This is a genomic window from Nostoc sp. C110 (assembly GCF_043099725.1).
GTDB classification, from domain to species: Bacteria; Cyanobacteriota; Cyanobacteriia; order Cyanobacteriales; family Nostocaceae; genus Nostoc; species Nostoc muscorum_A.
Genome location: NZ_CP171148.1, coordinates 6,546,941 through 6,564,718, shown reverse-complemented (window position 1 = coordinate 6,564,718; position 17,778 = coordinate 6,546,941). Strand labels below are relative to the sequence as shown.

Sequence of the window (17,778 nt, the reverse complement as noted above, 5' to 3'; positions counted from 1 at the left end):
ATAAATATATGTTGCTGTTTTTAGTTAATAGGTAAATCGCGGAGGAAGTAAAAGCGATAAAGCGATTGCTATTCAACTGCAATACTTTCTTTATCAGCTTCTTTCCTTCTTAGCCCATTAAAAATATTGAGAAATTTTTGATATAGCTCATCATCTTTGCCTCTGACACTCCCTATAAATTCGATTTTTCCCCGCAAGGAATCAAGAAAAGCTGGTATATCCTTCTCTGACAAAATTGGTTTTTTTGCGTATTTAGATATGTAAGTCTCTACTGCTTGTTCCAAACCATATTTTTCCCAAGCATGAAGAGCGCCATAAAGATTACGTATATATTTGCGATTAACATTAACAGATTTATTAACAATTAAACCAGTAACTGCCTGCCTCTGTGTTTTATAAGCTAGTCTAACCTTTGCATCATTTATCTGAAATCCATTTTTCTCTATAATTGACTTCAACTCTTTTCCTAAAACCACATGAGGTAATCCTTTATTATAACTATCAACTAACGCAGATGGTAACTCATCTCGGTTGATAGAAAATGTTATGTCATCAGCATATCGGGTGTAAAATAAACCATATTCTTCAGCGAATCTTTGTAATTCACTATCCATTTTTGCACAAATAAGATTTGAGATAATTGGTGAGCTTGGCGCTCCTTGAGGTAGCTTATTATTAAAACAGCAAATCTGAGCCAATATAGTGGCAACTTTTTCGTTTACTTCGTAAGGCTTTGCAATAAAAACACCTCTAACTCGACCAAAATTAATTGAATCAAAAAAATCCTTGAGATCAAGATTTAAAATAAATTTCTTCTTAATATGGGCTTTAGCATTAGTAACTATACTTCGTTTAGCAGCAAAACCATGAACAGATGCTCTAGGACGATAAATAGTATATAAAACTTGGCTCAATTTCCTCTGAATAATTGCTAAGGATTTATTGGGAGAATGAATAGTTCTAGATCCACCAGATTTTTTAGGTAGTATAAAACTGTTATATCGTGAATCTTCAGACTTTCTGTAAATGTAATAAATTAAGTTTTTGTACGGCACTTCTAGAAGTTGTGCAACATCTTGTGGAGATTCTAATTTTTTAAATTTTTCTGATAGTTCTTTACAGCTATCATATAGTAATAAAGAATGGGAAGTATCTTTGCTCACAACTGCTTACTAGCTTCGCTAAAAAAATACTTACTATGGACATTCACGCTTAATGCATTACGTAACACACAATAAATCGTCACGTGGCGTAAGGCTAACATGAGAATACACCGTTGCAGTATCGTCAACGGAAATAAATGCCCATAAGCAGGTAATGTGATAGTTATAACATAATATATATAGAATTTCCACAGATGTCATAAAAACAAAGTGGTTTATTTGTTACTCAATCAGGTAATTAGATAGTACCCAATCTTGAACATGTACACAGTCCGACAAGGCTGATAAGCAATAGCCTTAAGTTGGCTCTAAAAAATGATAGAATAAGCAATTGAAATTTTGAGTTGTTTTTTAGGAGGTTGTATTAATTTCTATACCTTCTTGAAACATCTTGGAATATGTCTTTTTCTTTTCATATTTTGCAGCCCTATAAGTCGGAGATTTTAAAAGAGCATAATTAAAAAACTTAATAGACTCTTTGTATTTACCTAACTCCCGAAATGTAATACCAATCTGAGTTAGAATAGTGTAATCATCTGGATTAAACTCTAGCGCATCTTGATAAGATTTAAGCGCTTCATCTGTTCTTTTTGAAATTAAAAGTATTTCTCCCCGTGCTTTTAAAATATCAGAATTAGGTTTATTAACCTGTAGAGCATCATTAATAACTGACAATGCACCTTCCAAATCACCGATACTTTTATGTGCAGATGCATAAGCAACTCGTGTTTTTGAGCTATTAGGTTTTAGTAAAATTATCTCCTTATATGTTTCATCGATTAACTCTATGTCATTCATAAATTTAGCTATTTCAACTTTTTTGATTAACAATTGAATACTTTTTGGGTATTTTAAGAGTTGATTATTAATAGTTTCTAATTCTTTCTTTAAATGTTTGTGATGACGATATCTAATCTCTTCTTCAATTTGCTTATTATTCAGCTTTATACAACTTGATGACTTCTTGAGATAATTACTTCCTCCTTTGGTTTCATACAGCCAATGTATTCCTCCTGATGTTTTGTAAAGATAATCTTCTTCTATTTGTGAAACTTGTATTTGCACAATGCATAAATCTTCAATTTGCTTTAATTCTGCGTTATGAACAAAATGAATATTAACACCATAACAAGATGGAGGAATAACTGGATCTATATTCGTTAGTTTATCAGTTATGTTTTTTTGAATTTCATCTCTTTGACTTCGACTAAGAGTAACCCCTTTTATTTCACCAGAATCATTTATACCTAAATAAATATCTCCTTCTACCGAGGCATTAAGAAACCCTATTATGTATTCCTCTGCATGATCTACAATTTTATTAACAGGCTTTTGAGACTCTACACTCTTAAATTCAACATACTTTCCCTCTTCTCTGTAGAAAATTTTTTCTTGTATGAATTTAATCTGCTGGGTCATATCAGTAATAAATGTAGAGTTAGGTTTAAATTAATATCTGACCGAAATTTCCTATACTTAGTCAATATTTTGACATATTCACCAGTGTATTCGCCGCCCAAGTTCCGACAATCGTCCCTTCAAATTTAAAATCACCACTTCTCAAACCCTCACCCAATACCTCTAAACCCTTGGGGGATGTTAGAGAATATCCCTTTTTGGAAATTGCGATCGCACCCTGATTCTGCAATTCTTCAAATGAACCCTGATAATCTGCTACCTTCTGGCTTTTAGATACAATTCGCTTGCTGAGTTGACCCTTTTTAACTTCCTGCTGCGTTCCTCCCAAATCCCACAAAGCCAAAAGGAGACGAGTGCTAGTTTGGGCTGTATTTTTTGATGTCATATTTAATCTATTTTTTGACAAAGATCATCATAGTAGCTGTATCTTTGTAATTTATTTACTCAGAAAAAATAACCGAGGAATTGCTGAATATTTCGGCGTTTCAGCTAAATAAATTAATTAAAAATCAATAATATATTTCTTTGGGATGAATGCAATTTCTCTCAAAGGCAGGATGGAAGACTTGAGAAAACCAATCATCATAAAAGTGAAACGCTGTAGCTGTGCAGTTACAAATTAAGTGAAATATGTTTTTTCAATCCCAGGTGAAATAACAGGATTTCCAACTTGGTTTTTGCAACAGCGAGGCTTTTAGCAAATACAGGTGATGAAGAAATCCAATGAACACAATATTTAAAGAACGTAAAATAGTGTCGCGTCTATTTGCAGTGCTACTTTCGGCATTGCTAATGGTACCCTTGCTGAGTAGCTGCGGAGGCGGTTCCCAAAAAGCTTCAGTACCACCACCTGTTGATGATACCGTTGGTAGAACAGTCAGTGATCGCACAAACCAAACCGAAGTTAAGAAAGGATTGGGTACAGGTCAAAAAGTGGCACTTTTGGCGGGGGCTGCGGCACTTTACTACATGTACAACCAGCATAAGAATGCTCCCCAAGAAGGAGCGCAGGGTAAGTACTATCTTTCCAAGAACGGGCGCGTATACTACCGCGATGCTGAACATCGCGCTCACTGGGTAACTCCACCACCAGAAGGAATCCGAGTACCCGAATCTGAAGCACAAAAGTATCGGGAATTCCAGGGCTATAACCGGAGTGCCACAGGTCGCGATCTAACTGGTATAACTTCATCCGCAGCACCAGCACTCTAGATCGGCGAAGCGTGTGTAAATATAAAGCGGGTTTCCCGGAGGATAACGCCATCGCGCACGTCGGAAACACGAACTTAAATCAGGAGACAGATTATGGTAAATGAATTTTTCCGAAAGGCGAAAGATTTACTCTTGGGATCGAACAGCGATCAAGCTGATCAAAATGCTGAATTCCGCGATCGCAATGTACGTCCAGCCAGCGAAGACCCCTACGGCGATCCCGCAGACCCAGCGTCTTACGGCAACGTTATTCCAGCCAGTCAAGACCCCTACGGCGACCCCGCAGATATATCGTCTTACGGCAACGTTCGCCCAGCTAGTGAAGACCCTTACGGCGACCCCGCAGACACAGGGGAGTTTGGTGATGTCCGCCCAGCCAGCGAAGACCCCTACGGTGATCCCGCAGATGAGGATTACCGTCGTTAACGCGAATGGCACAAATACTCTGGTGAGTTTGACAAACCTCTCCCTGCCTTGAACTAAAGTTCAAGTCTGTCCCTCTCCGACTCGGAGAGGGACTGTTTTATGTAGTAAGGGAATTGCAAAAAATAAATTATCCACAAAGACGCGATTTATCGCGTCTCTTTCCTTAACCGAACCGTATTGCACTATATGAGCCATCGAACTCATGTTGAATTACGAATTATTTTTGTTAGCTAAAATTTCCTGCGATCGCTCAATATTTTGACGCACAGATTGAGCCGAAGTATGCAAACCCTCTCTTTCTTCATCGCTGAGTGTCAATTCCAATACACTCTCAATTCCACCGCATCCCAACCGACAGGGAACACCAATCACAACATCTTCTAAAGCGTATTCACCTTGCAGATATGCCGCTACAGGCAACAACCGTGACTGATTTAATAAAATCGATTCTACCATCACGCTAGTAGCCGATGCTGGAGCAAAAAAAGCACCACCCGTCTGCATCAATTCCACAATTTCTGCGCCACCATTGCGGGTTCTTTCTATCAAGCGTTCAATTGTGGCTGCATCCAGCAATTCTGTGATGGGAATGCCGTTGACGGTAGCATAACGAGACAGGGGAACCATTAAATCGCCGTGGCTACCCAATACCATCGCTTTGACATCGGCGGGTAAAACGCCCAATTCTAGGGCAATGAAGGCTTCAAAACGGGCGGAATCTAAGACACCAGCCATACCCATAATGCGATCGCGTGGTAAACCTGTAGCTTGCCAAGCTAAATAAGTCATCACATCCAAGGGATTGGTGACGACAATAAAAATAGCATTGGGAGAATGAGCGATCGCATTTTTTGCCGCTTCTACGACAATCTTGGCATTGGTTTTCAGCAAATCATCCCGACTCATCCCTGGTTTGCGGGGAAGTCCTGCGGTAATGACCACAATTTGAGAACCAGATGTATCAGCATAATTATTTGTGCCGATAATCTGGCGATTATGTATTTCAATTCCCCTGGCTTCCATCAAATCCAGCGCCAAGCCTTGGGGCATTCCCGCGATAATATCTAATAAAACTACATCTGCAAGGTTTTTCTCTGCAATGCGTTGAGCTAAAGTGCTACCAACTCTACCCGCACCTACGATGGTGACACGGGGTAAATTACACACAATTGGAGAGTTAGGAGAAAAAGACATAATTATTAAAGTGCGATTTTTATCAACAAGAATTCAAGAGTCAGAATTCATCCTGACTCTTGGATTCTGACTTCTGAATTCTTTTTGCTTATTTAAACTCTTCTAGTTGATCGACGCGTAACCAAACGTTTGGCGTTGGCACTTTCCCAAACTTAATCAGGGCGTAATCACCTTTAACATCTACAATTTCGCCCTTGGTTTCAAACAAATAAGAAGGAAAGCGAGTATCACTGGCTTTTGCTTCCAGACTGTTTTCCAGTTTCTCGCGGATAGCGCGAACCATATCTCCCTTTTTAACTGCCATGAATTCCCCTCTCAAATTTCTAGATTGTTTTATCTGCATTTTAGGAGACTTCCGAATTAGAAGTAACAATTCCTGTAAAGAAGCGATTAATCGCGTCTCCTAATTCCCCCTAGCGTTTGACATTCGGAGCAAAAATGACTAGATCGCCCAGCTAGCCTAATCCGTTGAATTGGCATACCACAAACTCGACAGGGTTCTCCAGCGCGATTATAAACCCAAGCAACACCACCATAATTGCCGTTGACACCCTGAACACTTAAGAAATTACTAAAAGTTGTACCGCCAGCCTGAATGCTGGTTTCTAAAACTTGAATTATGGCTGTTCGCAAAAGCTCAATTTGCTTTAGCTGCAAATCTATACACAAAGTTTCAGGTAAAATTCCACTCTTAAACAGGGCTTCATCGGCATAAATGTTGCCTAATCCCGCCACCACAGACTGATCGAGTAGCGCAGTTTTAATCGGACGGCGGCGGTTTTTGAGTTTGCTTGCTAGATATTCGACAGTGAATTCTGGCGAAAATGGATCTGCTGCCAGTTTTGCCAAACCAGTCATAATACTTTCTACAGCAACACCAGGCGGAACCCACCAAATTTTACCGAAGGTGCGCTGATCGACAAAACGTAATTCCTGCTGATTCCCAAAGAATAATCTAACCCGCGTGTGCTTATGTAATGGTTCATCTCGATGCAGCCATAGTAATTGACCGGTCATTCGCAGATGAACCCCTAGCCAACTGGTTGAAGAAGGGGAAGAGAGTTCGGCCAGGAGATATTTACCGCGACGATGCCAAGTAGCGATCGCATTTTTTTCAATTCCATCAACAAACTCACCAACAGAAAACGGGTAGGCGATGGTGCGATTGAGCAACACATCTCCACCCGTAATTTCTTGGTTAAGAGTCAATTGATTTAGACCCTTTCGGACTGTTTCAACTTCAGGCAGTTCAGGCATTTAAGCTGATTAAGCAGACAATTTTGATGTACTTGGGGGTTCAAATAAAGAAGAGATGGGATACTAACTTACACATCCGTAGATGGCTCGTATTATTACCCAAAAGAAACCGTGAATACCCGCAGGGCGGCTCTCATAGATTAGGGTAGGCTAGGGTGAAGAATGAATGAACTGAAATTTTCAGATTTCATACTTCAGACTTAAGACTACCCTTCATCATCGCATCAAACAACCCCCTTGTAGCCTTGCTGCTATTTTTTAGCTGGTTTAGCCTTTGGTGCTTCAACCTCGACTAATTCATCTTGGGCAAAGTTGTTGGTATTGATACCAGAGTAATTGACCTTTTCAAAGCGGACAATTACAGGGTATTTGATGCCGCTTTGGTCAATGGAAGCCACAGTTCCTAGATCCTGAAACCAGTAGGATTCAGGGCGGAGAATACGTACTTTAGAACCACGTTGAACCATGATTATTTTCCCTTTTAGTTATCAATCGCCAATCTAGAGGGCTAATTGATTTCACTCTACAACCTGAAGGTCGCTGCTAGAGTCTTTGTTAAGTTATTTGTCTGAATTGGGCATTGGGCATTGGGAATTGGGCATTGGGAAGAGGACTTGGGGACAAGGAGAATTGGGGACAAGGGGAAAGACTTGTTTCAAGTTCTCACTTCTTGTCCCCTTGTCCCCTTCTCCCCCACTCCCCACTACCCACCCAAAATTTAAAAAGGTATCAGACCCTACTTGACAAGGTAGATGTTATAGCGTACCTTCATTCGCAAACAGTATTTTTGTACAAACTTTATGTTTTACTCAATATGAACACACTCCCCTCGTTACCTCTGCCAATCCGCAGATCGTTATCTATATAAGTGATATCTAACCAGCCTTGCTGTTTATCACTGTTTATGGCAACATCAATCGCCGGAAATTTTCTACCTTCTTCAATTTGTTGGATAAAAGTTCCCGGAGAATTGTATTCTATTAAACGTTGTAAGCCGATAATAGACCGCTCAAATTTCACTTGGACACGCCGACCTGAAACTGGCTCAAATTTAGCAGCAATGCTGACTAATCCTTCTAAATAAGGTAAGCCATAAATCTCAGCTATGTTGTAAACACTGGTAGTCTCTACCCGGATACACTGATAGATTTGACCCAGTTTACAAAAAGGTAGACGATCTAAATTTAAAAGAGCCTTGCTAGTGGTGTATAGTAATCGCCAATTGCCATCTAGCAAATTACCAGCTTCTACCGGGCGGGGTGTAGGATTAAAGTCTTCTAAATTGGCGATCGCAGCTAAGATAGCTTGTTTCTGTGCTTCAGTCGCTAGTAAACCGCGATTTGTACCAGCGATCGCATCCATGAGAGCCGCTTTTCCCATCATCGCCTGTCACCTCTAAAATCAGTCAGTTTCCATCAGCATAAACAAGATATTCATCACATATATGGAGAACCATAAAACTTACTAAGAATTGCTTGACTTAAGCCTTATGCCTATTAAATAAAAAATTTCTATCTGAATGCGGATTTATTCACTAAAGGGTTGAAAAGATAACTAAATAAATCCGTGTCAAGTGATAGACTCTAAATGTCAACTTACGTAAACCTTTTCTTGTCTTCTTTGATATGTTGAACTCTCCATTACGTGAAGAACCCCGTAACCAGCGAGCCCATGTCATCCCCCTCAAGCCAGAGTCCTCTTTGTTGGATTGGTTGGAAAATAAAGGTCGGATCATAACACGTGACGTTCACGACCCGGATTTTCAAGATGGGGAAGAAGAAATAGACTCCCTAATGGGTGTAGAAGATGGAATTGGCTACGACCTTGATGATGATGACGATATAGGAATCGCCGAGGATTAGCCTTTTCAGGCTAGGGACTTGGTAGTATCCCTAGCTACTGATATTCAATTTTAATAAGTGTGGAGTGAAGGGAAACTTCTGTGGACGCTAAATTATCTCCTGAGCAAGGATTAAATATTTCTGGAATTGCACTAGCCTCTTTATTAGCCGTTGGGTTAGGTACAACAGCATTTTTCTTAGATTCGATGGCCAACAGGCTACCCTGGCAAAGTATGTCGCTAACCCTGCCACTGCTGTTGTGTGCTATGGGTTCAGGTGTGGTTGGCTTTTGGGTAATACCTTTACTCCAAGCACTCAAAACTGGACAAATAATCCGCGAAGATGGGCCCCAAGCTCATCTAAAAAAAGCAGGCACTCCCACAATGGGAGGTATATTCTTTATCCCTGTAGGTGTAATTATTGCCTGCATATTGTCTAATTTTGCTACAGATGTCCTTGCAGTTTCGGCATTGACAACCAGCTATGGATTGATTGGCTGGCTTGACGATTGGCAAATTCTGCGCCGGAAATCAAATAAAGGTATATCTCCCCGAACAAAACTTGCTTTGCAAGTGGGTTTTGCGGCAGTATTTTGCCTCTGGCTAATGTTTAATCAACCTTCTAATATTACAAATATTGCTTTACCTTGGGTCAGCTTCACACTACCATTAGGATTTCTATTTTGGCCTTTGGCAGGTTTTGTACTAGTTGCAGAAAGTAACGCGACTAATTTAACAGATGGTATTGATGGCTTGGCAGCCGGAACAGTAGCGATCGCACTTTTGGCATTAGGAGCCTTAATTGCACCTACAGCACCAGGGTTAATGGTTTTTTGTGCGGCTTTAAGTGGTGGTTGTTTAGGTTTCTTAGCCCATAATCGTAACCCAGCCCGCGTTTTCATGGGAGATACCGGTTCCCTCGCACTGGGAGGAGCATTAGCTGCTGTAGCACTATTGACAAACACCTTAGTAGCACTGTTCATTCTCAGTGGTATCTTCTTCGTAGAAACCCTTTCGGTGATGGCACAGGTAAGTTATTACAAAGCCACCAAGGGCCCTGATGGCAAAGGCAAGCGCCTCTTTAAAATGGCACCCTTACACCATCATTTAGAACTCACTGGCTGGTCAGAATTGCAAGTGGTTGGAGTATTTTATGTCATCGCGGCTATTTTGGCTGCCATCTGCTTGGCGTAGGCGCAGCCCAACCCAGGCATCGCTCCATTCTGAATCATGTTTTGAGAAAATAGTAAAAGATAAAAAACAACTCCCACATCTTCAGGGAGTTGTTTTTTTATACGGGAAAATGCTTTATCTAAAAGCCTCATAGAAACGCGAAATTGCACTGAGCTTCTCTACACTCTATTCCACCGCTTACAGAATTACGAATTACGTTAGCTAATCCTCGAGCGTCATTACGAATTATTTCAATCGTACCTATTTACATACTCCATAACCCGATTCTTCCCTGTTCGCTTTGCTTCAAGCATTGCTTGATTTGCCCGATTCAAAAAATCCTTAACTGTAATCCCTGGTTCTGATACAGCTATTCCAAAAGAGGCGGTGATCCCTTGAAGGATCTGATCGCCATCCTTCAATTGCATTTGTTCAACATCTACCCTTAATTGTTCTACTCGCTTCCTGAGCGCTTCCAGCGTCATATTAGGCATGACAATCACAAATTCTTCACCACCCCATCTGCAAGGAATATCAAAAGAGCGAATAGATTTTAACAGCAGTTTTCCTAATCCCTGAATAACAATATTGGCAGTCACATGCCCATAGCGCGAGTTATAAGATTTGAAGTTATCGATATCCAGAAAAATAACACTAAGAGGTTGTCCCGACCTTTCAGCCTCCGCTAGCCTTTGTTCCAGTATAGTTTCCATATAGCTTTGATTAAATAGTTGGGTCATCCCATCCCGCAAATTATCATGGGTAAGACGTTGTTTTACCGATAGATTATTTAGTGCAAAGCCTAAAGTTCTAGCAATAATCTCAGTAATTTGTTGATCTTCTGGACTGATTTCTTCAAAGGCATAGATATGTAAAATCCCAACTACTTCGCCTTGTCCAAACAATGGAACACACAAATGTATGCCGCTAATAGGCTGTATTAAATGGTTGCACATCAGTCCTGAGTTACTAGACGATAAAAGGTTGAATTTGCCTCTCCGCAATGCCCAACATTCAGACAGTGAAAATACTTCTTTACTGGTTCTTTTATCTCCCCAAAAACTATTCATCTGAACATAATTCTTGGAATTAGCAATTATATATATACAACCACTCATATTAGGAAATAGCTTGGAACAGGTTAAAGCGACTACTTGATATACCTCATCTTCAGATTCGCAGCAATAAAGCATATCTGCCATATCTGAGAGATATATAAGTTCCCGTTTTTTTGCCTCTAATTTCAGCGTTTTTTCTTCTAGCTGCCGATTTAGATCGGTGAGCGATCGCTGTGCTTCTATTGATTCTGTAATATCGATACTGATCCCACCGATGCGGTAAGCACCCGTTGCGTAATCGCTAAACGGAAACTTAAACGATAGCCAGTAGCACGGCTGATTATTGCCAGGTACCTTTACCTCTTCAATCAGCTTTAAGGGGCGTAGAGTCTTCAAAACGACTTGATCGTTTTCCATTACTCTCTGCCCTTCTTCGGGATCTGGCAAGAATTCACTATCCGTTTTTCCTAACCATTCTTGTGAATCTACTGAAAATCTAGACTGTAGCTCCTGGTTGTAATAAAGCACTCTAGATTCCTCATCTTTGATATAGGCCCCAAAGGGGCCTTGATCTAGAAATAGCCGTTGCATCTGCTGGCTGCGTTGAAGTTCGCGGGTATCTTCTTGATATTTGGCGATCGCCTCTACAATTTGATAGGCGGTTGGCATTAGGTAGAGTAAGGCAGACAAGGAAACAAACGCCATTAGATCAAGCACGACTAAGTGCAATAGCGATATTGACGAATGTGTTTCAAAAATCGCCAAAAAGTGATGAAATCCGCAAAGTAGTAGGAATCCACCTGATAATAAAAAGGCTAGCCAAAACTTAGAAGGGATAGTTGCCTTAGTTTTGGCAAAGAACACCCCTGTTAATATAGGTATGCCAAAGTATGAAAATGCAGTGATGCCGTGAGCAATTATGCAATTCCAGTAAATAGGCTGCATTGCTTATCTGGTATGAATATTTCATCCGTTTAACTATAATTCTGGGTAGTCTCAAGATGTAAGCGTAGAAAGGATGATTTAAGTGCCTCATAGCTTAGTTTTATTGCAGCCCCCTGAAAGGCTGCTCATTTCACTCCCTTACAAAGCTGACTTACCAAGTGAGTGAGTTCAGGCACAATCAGTTTTTCCAGCGCCAGGCGCACAGCATTACTAGAACCAGGAAGCGAAAAGATTAATTTATTTTGATACACACCAGCAACAGCGCGAGAAGCGATCGCTCGCGAACCAATTTCTTGATAACTTAAAAAACGGAATAACTCACCAAATCCCGGCAAAGTTTTCTCCAATAACTTCTCAATGGCATCATAAGTAGTATCTCTTGGCGCAATACCTGTGCCACCATTAAAAATTACAGCATCCAAATTTGAGCTTTTACCCAAATTTTCTATCTGCTCTTGAATCTGTGTTGGTTCATCTTTGATAATCGTGTAGGCTCCAACAGCATAGTTAGCACCAAGAAGTAACTGCTGAATTAGCTGACCACTTTTGTCTGTTTCGGGTGTGCGTGTATCGCTGACAGTAACCACAGCGCAAGTTACCGTAATCCCAAGCGAATCTGGATGTGGTTGTTGTGTCATGGATTAAGGGTTTTAACTTTTGATAATGGGTAATTGGGAACGGAGAATGGCGTATTGGACATGAAAAAACAACATAAGCCATTCGCCATTCACCCTACACACTATTTTTCAGCTTTGCTGAGTCCAAGATCGTTTTCTTCAGCATACCGTTCCATGAAGCGCATAAAGCGTTCCCATTCTTGGGCAGATTTCATCACGTAAAGTGCTTCTAATGCTTCCGGTTTCCCGTTGATAAATTTAGCCTTCACTTCACGGGTAATTATTTCGCCTTCTTCGTCACTCAAGTACATTCCGGTAATATCTTCGGTGCTACCTTGATCTAAAATTTTCGGATTCGTAAAAATAAACGTGGCTGTACCACTGTCACCAGTGCGCGATCGCGTCAGCCGCACTTCTGGAATTACTACTTCGTCAAGACCTTTAGAAAACTGGATTTTCGCCATGATGAATGAATTTAAACTTTTGTGATGGTTAATTTAATATTCTCTCATCAATTAGAACTCCACTGTCTATAGGCTTCTGTTATTCTTCTTTAGTGTATATACTTAAATTGCCTCTTTGTCTAGTATTAAAGTCACCCAGTCAATTTCCGCATCAGTATCAGTATTGGCAATACCCACAAGTAAATTTAGCCCCCGCCCAATTTTGTCGACAATTTCACCGTTATATAGATTCATCAATATTCAAGAGAATTCGAGTCTTATCTACTGAACAATTAGAAGAAGAATTTTTAGACTTTTCAAATGTGTCTGATTTAGTCGCTTGGCTTGAGGAAAATACCAGCAGTTGAAATAAATCTATACATCACTTTCTGAGTTTTACCTTATGGAGTAATTCATCTTTAATCCGGTTGAGAATTGAGGTTTCATCCAGATTTGCCAGAATCCGATTAATTACTGCTTTTGGCCCATCAGGCCCCCAAGTCGCGCCGTTGGCTAAATAAACTTTGGTAACTTGCCCAATACCGTAAGAAGAAACACCAGCTACTCCCCCTTGCGTAAGTGCCACTGATATATAAGGGCCAAGGGCAATACCTGCTGTAGCTGTTGCAGAGATACCAAGTAAAGTTTTCAATCCACTCAAACCCAAGTTTGCCAACAATTCACTAGCACCAATTCCGCCCATACTCAGGGCGATTTTTTGTAGCAGTTGTACAGCACCAGATTCGGTCATAGAGAAGCCATAAAGCTTAGATAAACCCAAAATCAGAGCAATATCAATGACCACGCTACTCAGAATATCTACCACAGTTACGGGATTAAGTGCGATCGCTAATGCTTTAGTCATCACAGCCTTCCAAATCAACTGATTGGCATTCTGTTCCCGAATCATCAGTTTTCGTTCGATTAACTGCTCATTTACAACGTCGGCATAAAGCATGGTATTAAGAGCAACCAAGGCTTTACCCTCACGATGTAAAATCTCCAAGATTTTCAGCTTCAGTTCTTCAACTTGGGCATTCCCTGTACGCAACTGTATGCCCCTAGTACCATCAGGGCGACGAATCGCCGTCTTCACCAATGGCGATGCCGCAGCCATAACAATCTCTAAAGGCGTGAGTAATTCCCGCACCCTTTCATCTCGGATTTTGTGATAAATTGCCGTCCGGTCTGCTTCTGGATACTGGTCTACTTTGTTAAACACCAGAATGATCGGTTTACCTGCTTCCCGCAACTGAGAAAGGGCGGCGTATTCTAGCTTCGTCATATCGCCAGAGATTACAAACAGAATCAAATCTGCTTGTTTCGCAATCTGTTCGGCTAACACAGCACGGGTTGCACCATCTACTTCGTCTAACCCAGGAGTATCAATTAATTCCACCTGCGATTGACCTACACCAGGGAGAGTAACTCGCAAAGCCCGTTCAGTTTCTCCAATTGCTTCTTCACTAATACTCCAATTAACTGTTTGTGCAGTCCGAGTAACACCGTGCAGAGGCCCAGTTTCAAATACCGTTTGTCCCACCAAAGAATTTAGTAGCGAAGACTTACCACGCCCTACCATGCCAAAAGCCGCAATCTGCACCACCATGCGGTCTAACTTCCCCAGCATAGTTTCCAAATCAGCAATTTCCGTTTCCAATCCGGTTTTTTCTTGGGGGGTGAGGTCGAGATTGGCTACTAAGTTTCGCAGCGCGGTTTGTGCTTGTTTATAGTTCAGTTCTGTCTGAATGTCTTCAAAACTGAAAATAGCGCTATCCAATTCTTCCTCCCAACTGAGAGAATTTGCTTCAGTGTTAGCAGAATCGCTTTGATCAGGTTCAGGCACAGGTAATGTCGAAGTCATATCAATATGAGGTTTGAAATTTTGGGATTTTTAAATTACCCCTGTCTCTTATCCTAGTTATTTTTAACAAGGGTTTGGGGAGTAGGGGGACAGTGGTGCATAAAAGAATAACTCTTGACCAATGACCAATGACTAATGACTAATGGCTAACAAAAAGTCATAAACTGAAAAATGCATCTAAATAGCGCGTTAGGATCTTGACTAAATTACCTGTGCGGAAAATCGTTATTGCCGGCAACTGGAAAATGTTCAAAACCCAGGCAGAGACCCAGGAGTTTTTACAAGGATTTCTGCCCCACTTAGAGGAAACCCCCCAAGGGCGAGAAGTGATATTGTGTCCTCCGTTCACTGATTTAAGTGTTTTGTCTAAGACCTTGCACGGTAGCCTCATCCAACTAGGGGCACAAAATATCCATTGGGAAGAATATGGAGCCTATACGGGTGAGATTTCTGGCCCAATGCTGACAGAAAGTGGTGTACGCTTTGTTATTGTCGGTCATAGCGAACGACGGCAATACTTTGGTGAAACGGACGCAACCGTTAATCTGCGCCTCCGAACTGCTCAAAGGTTTGGTTTGACTCCAATTCTCTGTGTTGGTGAAACTAAACAACAACGAGATGCAGGAGAAACTGAAGCACTGATTTCTCTCCAACTCGACAAAGGTTTGGTAGATATCGATCAGAATAATTTGGTGATTGCCTACGAGCCAATTTGGGCAATTGGCACTGGTGAAACTTGTGAAGCAGTGGAAGCTAATCGAATCATTGGCTTAATTCGGAGCCAGTTGAGTAATCCAAATGTATCAATTCAATATGGTGGCTCAGTGAAGCCAAATAATATTGATGAAATCATGGCTCAACCAGAAATCGATGGCGTTTTAGTGGGAGGAGCAAGTTTAGAACCTGAGAGTTTCGCTCGGATTGTGAATTTTCACTTAGTGTAATATGCCTTATTTTCGTTCCCATGCTCTGCATGGGAATGCCTAATGTAGATATGAAGAATTCAGAATTGAATTTTGTACGACTAGGTAATGAATATTGCTTGAAAACATTGCTCTTTGTGGGCGAAATAAAATTAAAATATTTTTCAAGAGTTGATACTCCATCCCTTCACGGGTGGAGTATTCTGAATTCTGACTACTGAATTCTGACTCCTGTTTTATGCCAAGCAACTTAATAATTCGAGGACGCTGTTTCGATTGGGGACAGCGAACTTATTTGATGGGCATTTTGAATGTAACGCCTGATAGCTTTAGTGATGGGGGTGACTTTAACACTACCTCTGCGGCTTTAGTGCAGGCGCAAGCACTCGTAGCGGCTGGTGCTGACATTATCGATGTGGGCGGTCAATCAACTAGGCCAGGGGCAAAGCAAATCACTCTGGCGGAGGAACTTGACCGGGTTTTATCGGTGTTACAGGTGCTAAGACCAGAAATTTCAGTCCCGATTTCTGTAGATACAACCCGTGCGGCTGTAGCCAAGGCATCTGTAGAAGCTGGAGCGGATATTATTAATGATATTTCTGGCGGCACTTTTGACTCAGAAATGTTGCCGACAGTTGCAGAGTTAAGTGTGCCGATTATTTTAATGCACATCCGTGGGACACCACAGACAATGCAACAACAGACTGATTATCAAGATTTGCTCGGTGAGATTTATAGTTTTTTGGCTCGGCAAATTGAGGTAGCGACTGCTGTGGGTATTCACCGGGAAAAAATTATTGTTGATCCTGGTATTGGTTTTGCTAAAAACTATGAGCAAAATTTAGAAATTTTTCGCGGCTTGCGATCGCTAACAACACTCAATTGTCCTATCTTGGTAGGAGCATCCCGTAAAAGTTTCATTGGTCGCATTTTAAATCAACCAGATCCCAAAGCACGAGTTTGGGGAACGGCAGCAGCTTGTTGTGCTGCTATTTTTAATGGTGCTGATATCCTCCGAGTTCACGATGTTCAAGAAATGCACGATGTTTCACTAGTAGCTGATGCCCTATTGAGACAACCCATAGAACATGATTGCTAGGTATTAGTGTTCTTCGGTTTTTTTGCCGTTACCTTCTTGTGTTACTGACTCGGCTATCAACTCTTGAAACATTTCACTTGAGTTAGCTGGGTCTACAAAGACAATTTTGGCATTATTGCTCTCACCAAGTTTTTGGCTAGCATCTACGTAATCTTGAGCCACGAGATACCGCAAAATATCCCTACTATCTGGATTGGAACGGAGAGCTTGAGAAATGATTTGCACTGAAGCCATAGTTCCTTCTGCTTTCTTAATAGCAGCTTCTTTTTCCCCTTCTGCTTCGGTAATTAGCGCCCGTTTTTTGATGACGGCGGCTTGCTCCTCTTCTCTAGACTTTCGCACACTTTCAGGTAGGGTAATTCTCTGAATATCTAACCGGAGAATCTCAACTCCCCAATCTGCCGTTACATTATTCAACTGATCTAATATAGCTGAGTCCATCTCTGCTCTAGAGACGTTGGTTTGCTCTAGGGTATTTTGGGCAATGATTTCTCGGAGCGTAGTTGTAGTTATCTGTGTTAATGCCCCTTGCAGATCCTCAATCGCGTAAAAGCTTCTCTCAATATCTCGAATGCGCCAGTATACAATAGCATCCACTTCTACATAAATATTATCTTGGGTGATCACATTCTGAGGTTTGATGTCTGTAAACTGCTCTCGTGTGGTATCTTCCATCACAATCTGATCTACCAAGGGAACAATAAAGTTCAGCCCCGGTTTAAGTTTCCGATGATACCGCCCCAAACGTTCAACTAGGGCTTCATTTCCTTGATTAATCAGTTTTGCAGAACCTAACGCATAACCTATAAGGGCTAAAACTATAGCAATAATTGGCTCCATGTATGCTCCTATTCGGCTTTTGGGAGAATTTAGTGTCAAAGATATGCTACTAGCTTGTCATATCTTTAGAGTTTAATGTTTTGAGTCTGTAATTTTATGAACACCAGCAGCGATGTCGAGTCACTGCGCGTCTTGTACATACTTTTGTAAGTAAAACTATTTTGCGGAATGCGTAGAAGCTTTACTTCTTGTCGTCAGACATCGCTATTAAAGCACCTCGATCGCACCCTGGCAAGGACTACTTCATGTAATCAACATTACTTGTACTGGCATTTTTAGCCAGTCTGGACTGAGATACAGTATAT

20 protein-coding genes and 1 pseudogene are annotated in these 17,778 nt (G+C 41.0%); 7 read left to right on the top strand and 14 right to left on the bottom strand.

Annotated features, from left to right (window positions below):
* Positions 1–68 precede the first annotated feature (68 nt).
* The 3 genes and pseudogenes from ACFFRD_RS33230 to ACFFRD_RS33220 all read right to left on the bottom strand — a co-directional run.
* Positions 69–1,163: a reverse transcriptase domain-containing protein gene (locus ACFFRD_RS33230; protein ID WP_392480097.1), complete on the bottom strand. Its 1,095-nt coding sequence runs from the start codon at positions 1,161–1,163 to the stop codon at positions 69–71.
* A gap of 351 nt (positions 1,164–1,514) precedes the next feature.
* Positions 1,515–2,582, bottom strand: a complete 1,068-nt coding sequence (locus ACFFRD_RS33225) for an RNA-binding domain-containing protein (protein WP_392480096.1) — start codon at positions 2,580–2,582, stop codon at positions 1,515–1,517.
* A gap of 79 nt (positions 2,583–2,661) precedes the next feature.
* Positions 2,662–2,967 (bottom strand): annotated as a pseudogene (locus ACFFRD_RS33220) (hypothetical protein); the annotation flags it as partial.
* Between the two features lie 338 nt (positions 2,968–3,305).
* Here ACFFRD_RS33220 and ACFFRD_RS33215 point away from each other — a divergent pair.
* Together ACFFRD_RS33215 and ACFFRD_RS33210 are read left to right on the top strand one after the other, a co-directional pair.
* Entirely contained in the window at positions 3,306–3,794 is a 489-nt protein-coding gene (locus tag ACFFRD_RS33215; RefSeq protein ID WP_194143070.1) for a hypothetical protein, read from the top strand.
* A 93-nt stretch (positions 3,795–3,887) separates the two neighbouring features.
* The gene (locus ACFFRD_RS33210; RefSeq protein ID WP_114082810.1) at positions 3,888–4,220 is read left to right on the top strand and encodes a translation initiation factor; all 333 of its coding nucleotides are present in this window, start codon (positions 3,888–3,890) and stop codon (positions 4,218–4,220) included.
* A gap of 210 nt (positions 4,221–4,430) precedes the next feature.
* Here ACFFRD_RS33210 and mdh read toward each other — a convergent pair whose 3' ends face one another.
* The 5 genes from mdh to ACFFRD_RS33185 form a co-directional block, all read right to left on the bottom strand.
* Positions 4,431–5,414 (bottom strand): malate dehydrogenase, encoded by a 984-nt coding sequence (gene mdh / locus ACFFRD_RS33205; protein ID WP_392480094.1) that lies wholly within the window; start codon positions 5,412–5,414, stop codon positions 4,431–4,433.
* Positions 5,415–5,502: 88 nt separating this feature from the next.
* Complete coding sequence (locus ACFFRD_RS33200) at positions 5,503–5,718, bottom strand: NAD(P)H-quinone oxidoreductase subunit O (RefSeq protein WP_114082812.1); 216 nt, start codon at positions 5,716–5,718, stop codon at positions 5,503–5,505.
* A gap of 86 nt (positions 5,719–5,804) precedes the next feature.
* The gene (locus ACFFRD_RS33195) at positions 5,805–6,671 is read right to left on the bottom strand and encodes a DNA-formamidopyrimidine glycosylase (RefSeq protein WP_392480092.1); all 867 of its coding nucleotides are present in this window, start codon (positions 6,669–6,671) and stop codon (positions 5,805–5,807) included.
* A gap of 251 nt (positions 6,672–6,922) precedes the next feature.
* Positions 6,923–7,138, bottom strand: coding sequence for a photosystem I reaction center subunit IV (locus ACFFRD_RS33190; protein ID WP_012410286.1), 216 nt, complete (start codon positions 7,136–7,138; stop codon positions 6,923–6,925).
* Between the two features lie 331 nt (positions 7,139–7,469).
* Positions 7,470–8,054, bottom strand: a complete 585-nt coding sequence (locus ACFFRD_RS33185; protein WP_163930107.1) for a PAP/fibrillin family protein — start codon at positions 8,052–8,054, stop codon at positions 7,470–7,472.
* Positions 8,055–8,296: 242 nt separating this feature from the next.
* Between ACFFRD_RS33185 and ACFFRD_RS33180 the strand changes: the two genes are divergently transcribed.
* A complete protein-coding gene (locus tag ACFFRD_RS33180) occupies positions 8,297–8,533 on the top strand; it encodes a DUF3134 domain-containing protein (protein ID WP_012410288.1) in 237 nt (78 codons plus the stop codon).
* A gap of 80 nt (positions 8,534–8,613) precedes the next feature.
* Positions 8,614–9,705, top strand: a complete 1,092-nt coding sequence (gene mraY / locus ACFFRD_RS33175) for a phospho-N-acetylmuramoyl-pentapeptide-transferase (protein ID WP_114082817.1) — start codon at positions 8,614–8,616, stop codon at positions 9,703–9,705.
* Between the two features lie 230 nt (positions 9,706–9,935).
* Here the strand turns inward: mraY and ACFFRD_RS33170 are convergent, their stop codons facing one another.
* The 4 genes from ACFFRD_RS33170 to ACFFRD_RS33155 form a co-directional block, all read right to left on the bottom strand.
* Positions 9,936–11,687: a diguanylate cyclase gene (locus ACFFRD_RS33170; protein WP_392480089.1), complete on the bottom strand. Its 1,752-nt coding sequence runs from the start codon at positions 11,685–11,687 to the stop codon at positions 9,936–9,938.
* 125 nt (positions 11,688–11,812) lie between these two features.
* On the bottom strand, positions 11,813–12,325 hold the full coding sequence (locus tag ACFFRD_RS33165) for a molybdenum cofactor biosynthesis protein B (protein WP_114082819.1): 513 nt from the start codon (positions 12,323–12,325) through the stop codon (positions 11,813–11,815).
* A gap of 101 nt (positions 12,326–12,426) precedes the next feature.
* Positions 12,427–12,768 (bottom strand): photosystem II reaction center protein Psb28, encoded by a 342-nt coding sequence (psb28, locus tag ACFFRD_RS33160; protein WP_114082820.1) that lies wholly within the window; start codon positions 12,766–12,768, stop codon positions 12,427–12,429.
* Between the two features lie 102 nt (positions 12,769–12,870).
* Positions 12,871–13,002: a hypothetical protein gene (locus ACFFRD_RS33155; protein ID WP_392483266.1), complete on the bottom strand. Its 132-nt coding sequence runs from the start codon at positions 13,000–13,002 to the stop codon at positions 12,871–12,873.
* Between ACFFRD_RS33155 and ACFFRD_RS33150 the strand changes: the two genes are divergently transcribed.
* Positions 12,993–13,115 carry a DUF4351 domain-containing protein gene (locus ACFFRD_RS33150; protein ID WP_114082995.1) on the top strand — a complete coding sequence of 41 codons (123 nt, stop codon included), beginning with the start codon at positions 12,993–12,995 and terminating at the stop codon, positions 13,113–13,115. The two genes, ACFFRD_RS33155 and ACFFRD_RS33150, sit on opposite strands and share 10 nt — an antisense overlap.
* 14 nt (positions 13,116–13,129) lie before the next feature.
* Here ACFFRD_RS33150 and ACFFRD_RS33145 read toward each other — a convergent pair whose 3' ends face one another.
* On the bottom strand, positions 13,130–14,611 hold the full coding sequence (locus tag ACFFRD_RS33145; protein WP_392480086.1) for a GTP-binding protein: 1,482 nt from the start codon (positions 14,609–14,611) through the stop codon (positions 13,130–13,132).
* A 212-nt stretch (positions 14,612–14,823) separates the two neighbouring features.
* On the opposite strand from ACFFRD_RS33145, the gene tpiA reads away from it, so the two are divergent.
* Positions 14,824–15,555, top strand: coding sequence for a triose-phosphate isomerase (gene tpiA, locus ACFFRD_RS33140; protein ID WP_114082822.1), 732 nt, complete (start codon positions 14,824–14,826; stop codon positions 15,553–15,555).
* Between the two features lie 217 nt (positions 15,556–15,772).
* Entirely contained in the window at positions 15,773–16,633 is an 861-nt protein-coding gene (gene folP / locus ACFFRD_RS33135) for a dihydropteroate synthase (RefSeq protein WP_392480085.1), read from the top strand.
* Positions 16,634–16,636: 3 nt separating this feature from the next.
* On the opposite strand, the gene ACFFRD_RS33130 is transcribed toward folP, so the two are convergent.
* Complete coding sequence (locus tag ACFFRD_RS33130; RefSeq protein ID WP_392480083.1) at positions 16,637–17,473, bottom strand: SPFH domain-containing protein; 837 nt, start codon at positions 17,471–17,473, stop codon at positions 16,637–16,639.
* Positions 17,474–17,778: the final 305 nt, after the last annotated feature.

Bases quoted from the DNA above. Each gene is read 5' to 3' on its own strand.
- ACFFRD_RS33225 (WP_392480096.1), bottom strand. From the start codon at position 2,582: ATGACCCAGCAGATTAAATTCATACAAGAAAAAATTTTCTACAGAGAA.
- ACFFRD_RS33215 (WP_194143070.1), top strand. From the start codon at position 3,306: ATGAACACAATATTTAAAGAACGTAAAATAGTGTCGCGTCTATTTGCA.
- ACFFRD_RS33210 (WP_114082810.1), top strand. From the start codon at position 3,888: ATGGTAAATGAATTTTTCCGAAAGGCGAAAGATTTACTCTTGGGATCG.
- mdh (WP_392480094.1), bottom strand. From the start codon at position 5,414: ATGTCTTTTTCTCCTAACTCTCCAATTGTGTGTAATTTACCCCGTGTC.
- ACFFRD_RS33200 (WP_114082812.1), bottom strand. From the start codon at position 5,718: ATGGCAGTTAAAAAGGGAGATATGGTTCGCGCTATCCGCGAGAAACTG.
- ACFFRD_RS33195 (WP_392480092.1), bottom strand. From the start codon at position 6,671: ATGCCTGAACTGCCTGAAGTTGAAACAGTCCGAAAGGGTCTAAATCAA.
- ACFFRD_RS33190 (WP_012410286.1), bottom strand. From the start codon at position 7,138: ATGGTTCAACGTGGTTCTAAAGTACGTATTCTCCGCCCTGAATCCTAC.
- ACFFRD_RS33185 (WP_163930107.1), bottom strand. From the start codon at position 8,054: ATGATGGGAAAAGCGGCTCTCATGGATGCGATCGCTGGTACAAATCGC.
- ACFFRD_RS33180 (WP_012410288.1), top strand. From the start codon at position 8,297: ATGTTGAACTCTCCATTACGTGAAGAACCCCGTAACCAGCGAGCCCAT.
- ACFFRD_RS33170 (WP_392480089.1), bottom strand. From the start codon at position 11,687: ATGCAGCCTATTTACTGGAATTGCATAATTGCTCACGGCATCACTGCA.
- ACFFRD_RS33165 (WP_114082819.1), bottom strand. From the start codon at position 12,325: ATGACACAACAACCACATCCAGATTCGCTTGGGATTACGGTAACTTGC.
- psb28 (WP_114082820.1), bottom strand. From the start codon at position 12,768: ATGGCGAAAATCCAGTTTTCTAAAGGTCTTGACGAAGTAGTAATTCCA.
- ACFFRD_RS33155 (WP_392483266.1), bottom strand. From the start codon at position 13,002: ATGAATCTATATAACGGTGAAATTGTCGACAAAATTGGGCGGGGGCTA.
- ACFFRD_RS33145 (WP_392480086.1), bottom strand. From the start codon at position 14,611: ATGACTTCGACATTACCTGTGCCTGAACCTGATCAAAGCGATTCTGCT.
- folP (WP_392480085.1), top strand. From the start codon at position 15,773: ATGCCAAGCAACTTAATAATTCGAGGACGCTGTTTCGATTGGGGACAG.
- ACFFRD_RS33130 (WP_392480083.1), bottom strand. From the start codon at position 17,473: ATGGAGCCAATTATTGCTATAGTTTTAGCCCTTATAGGTTATGCGTTA.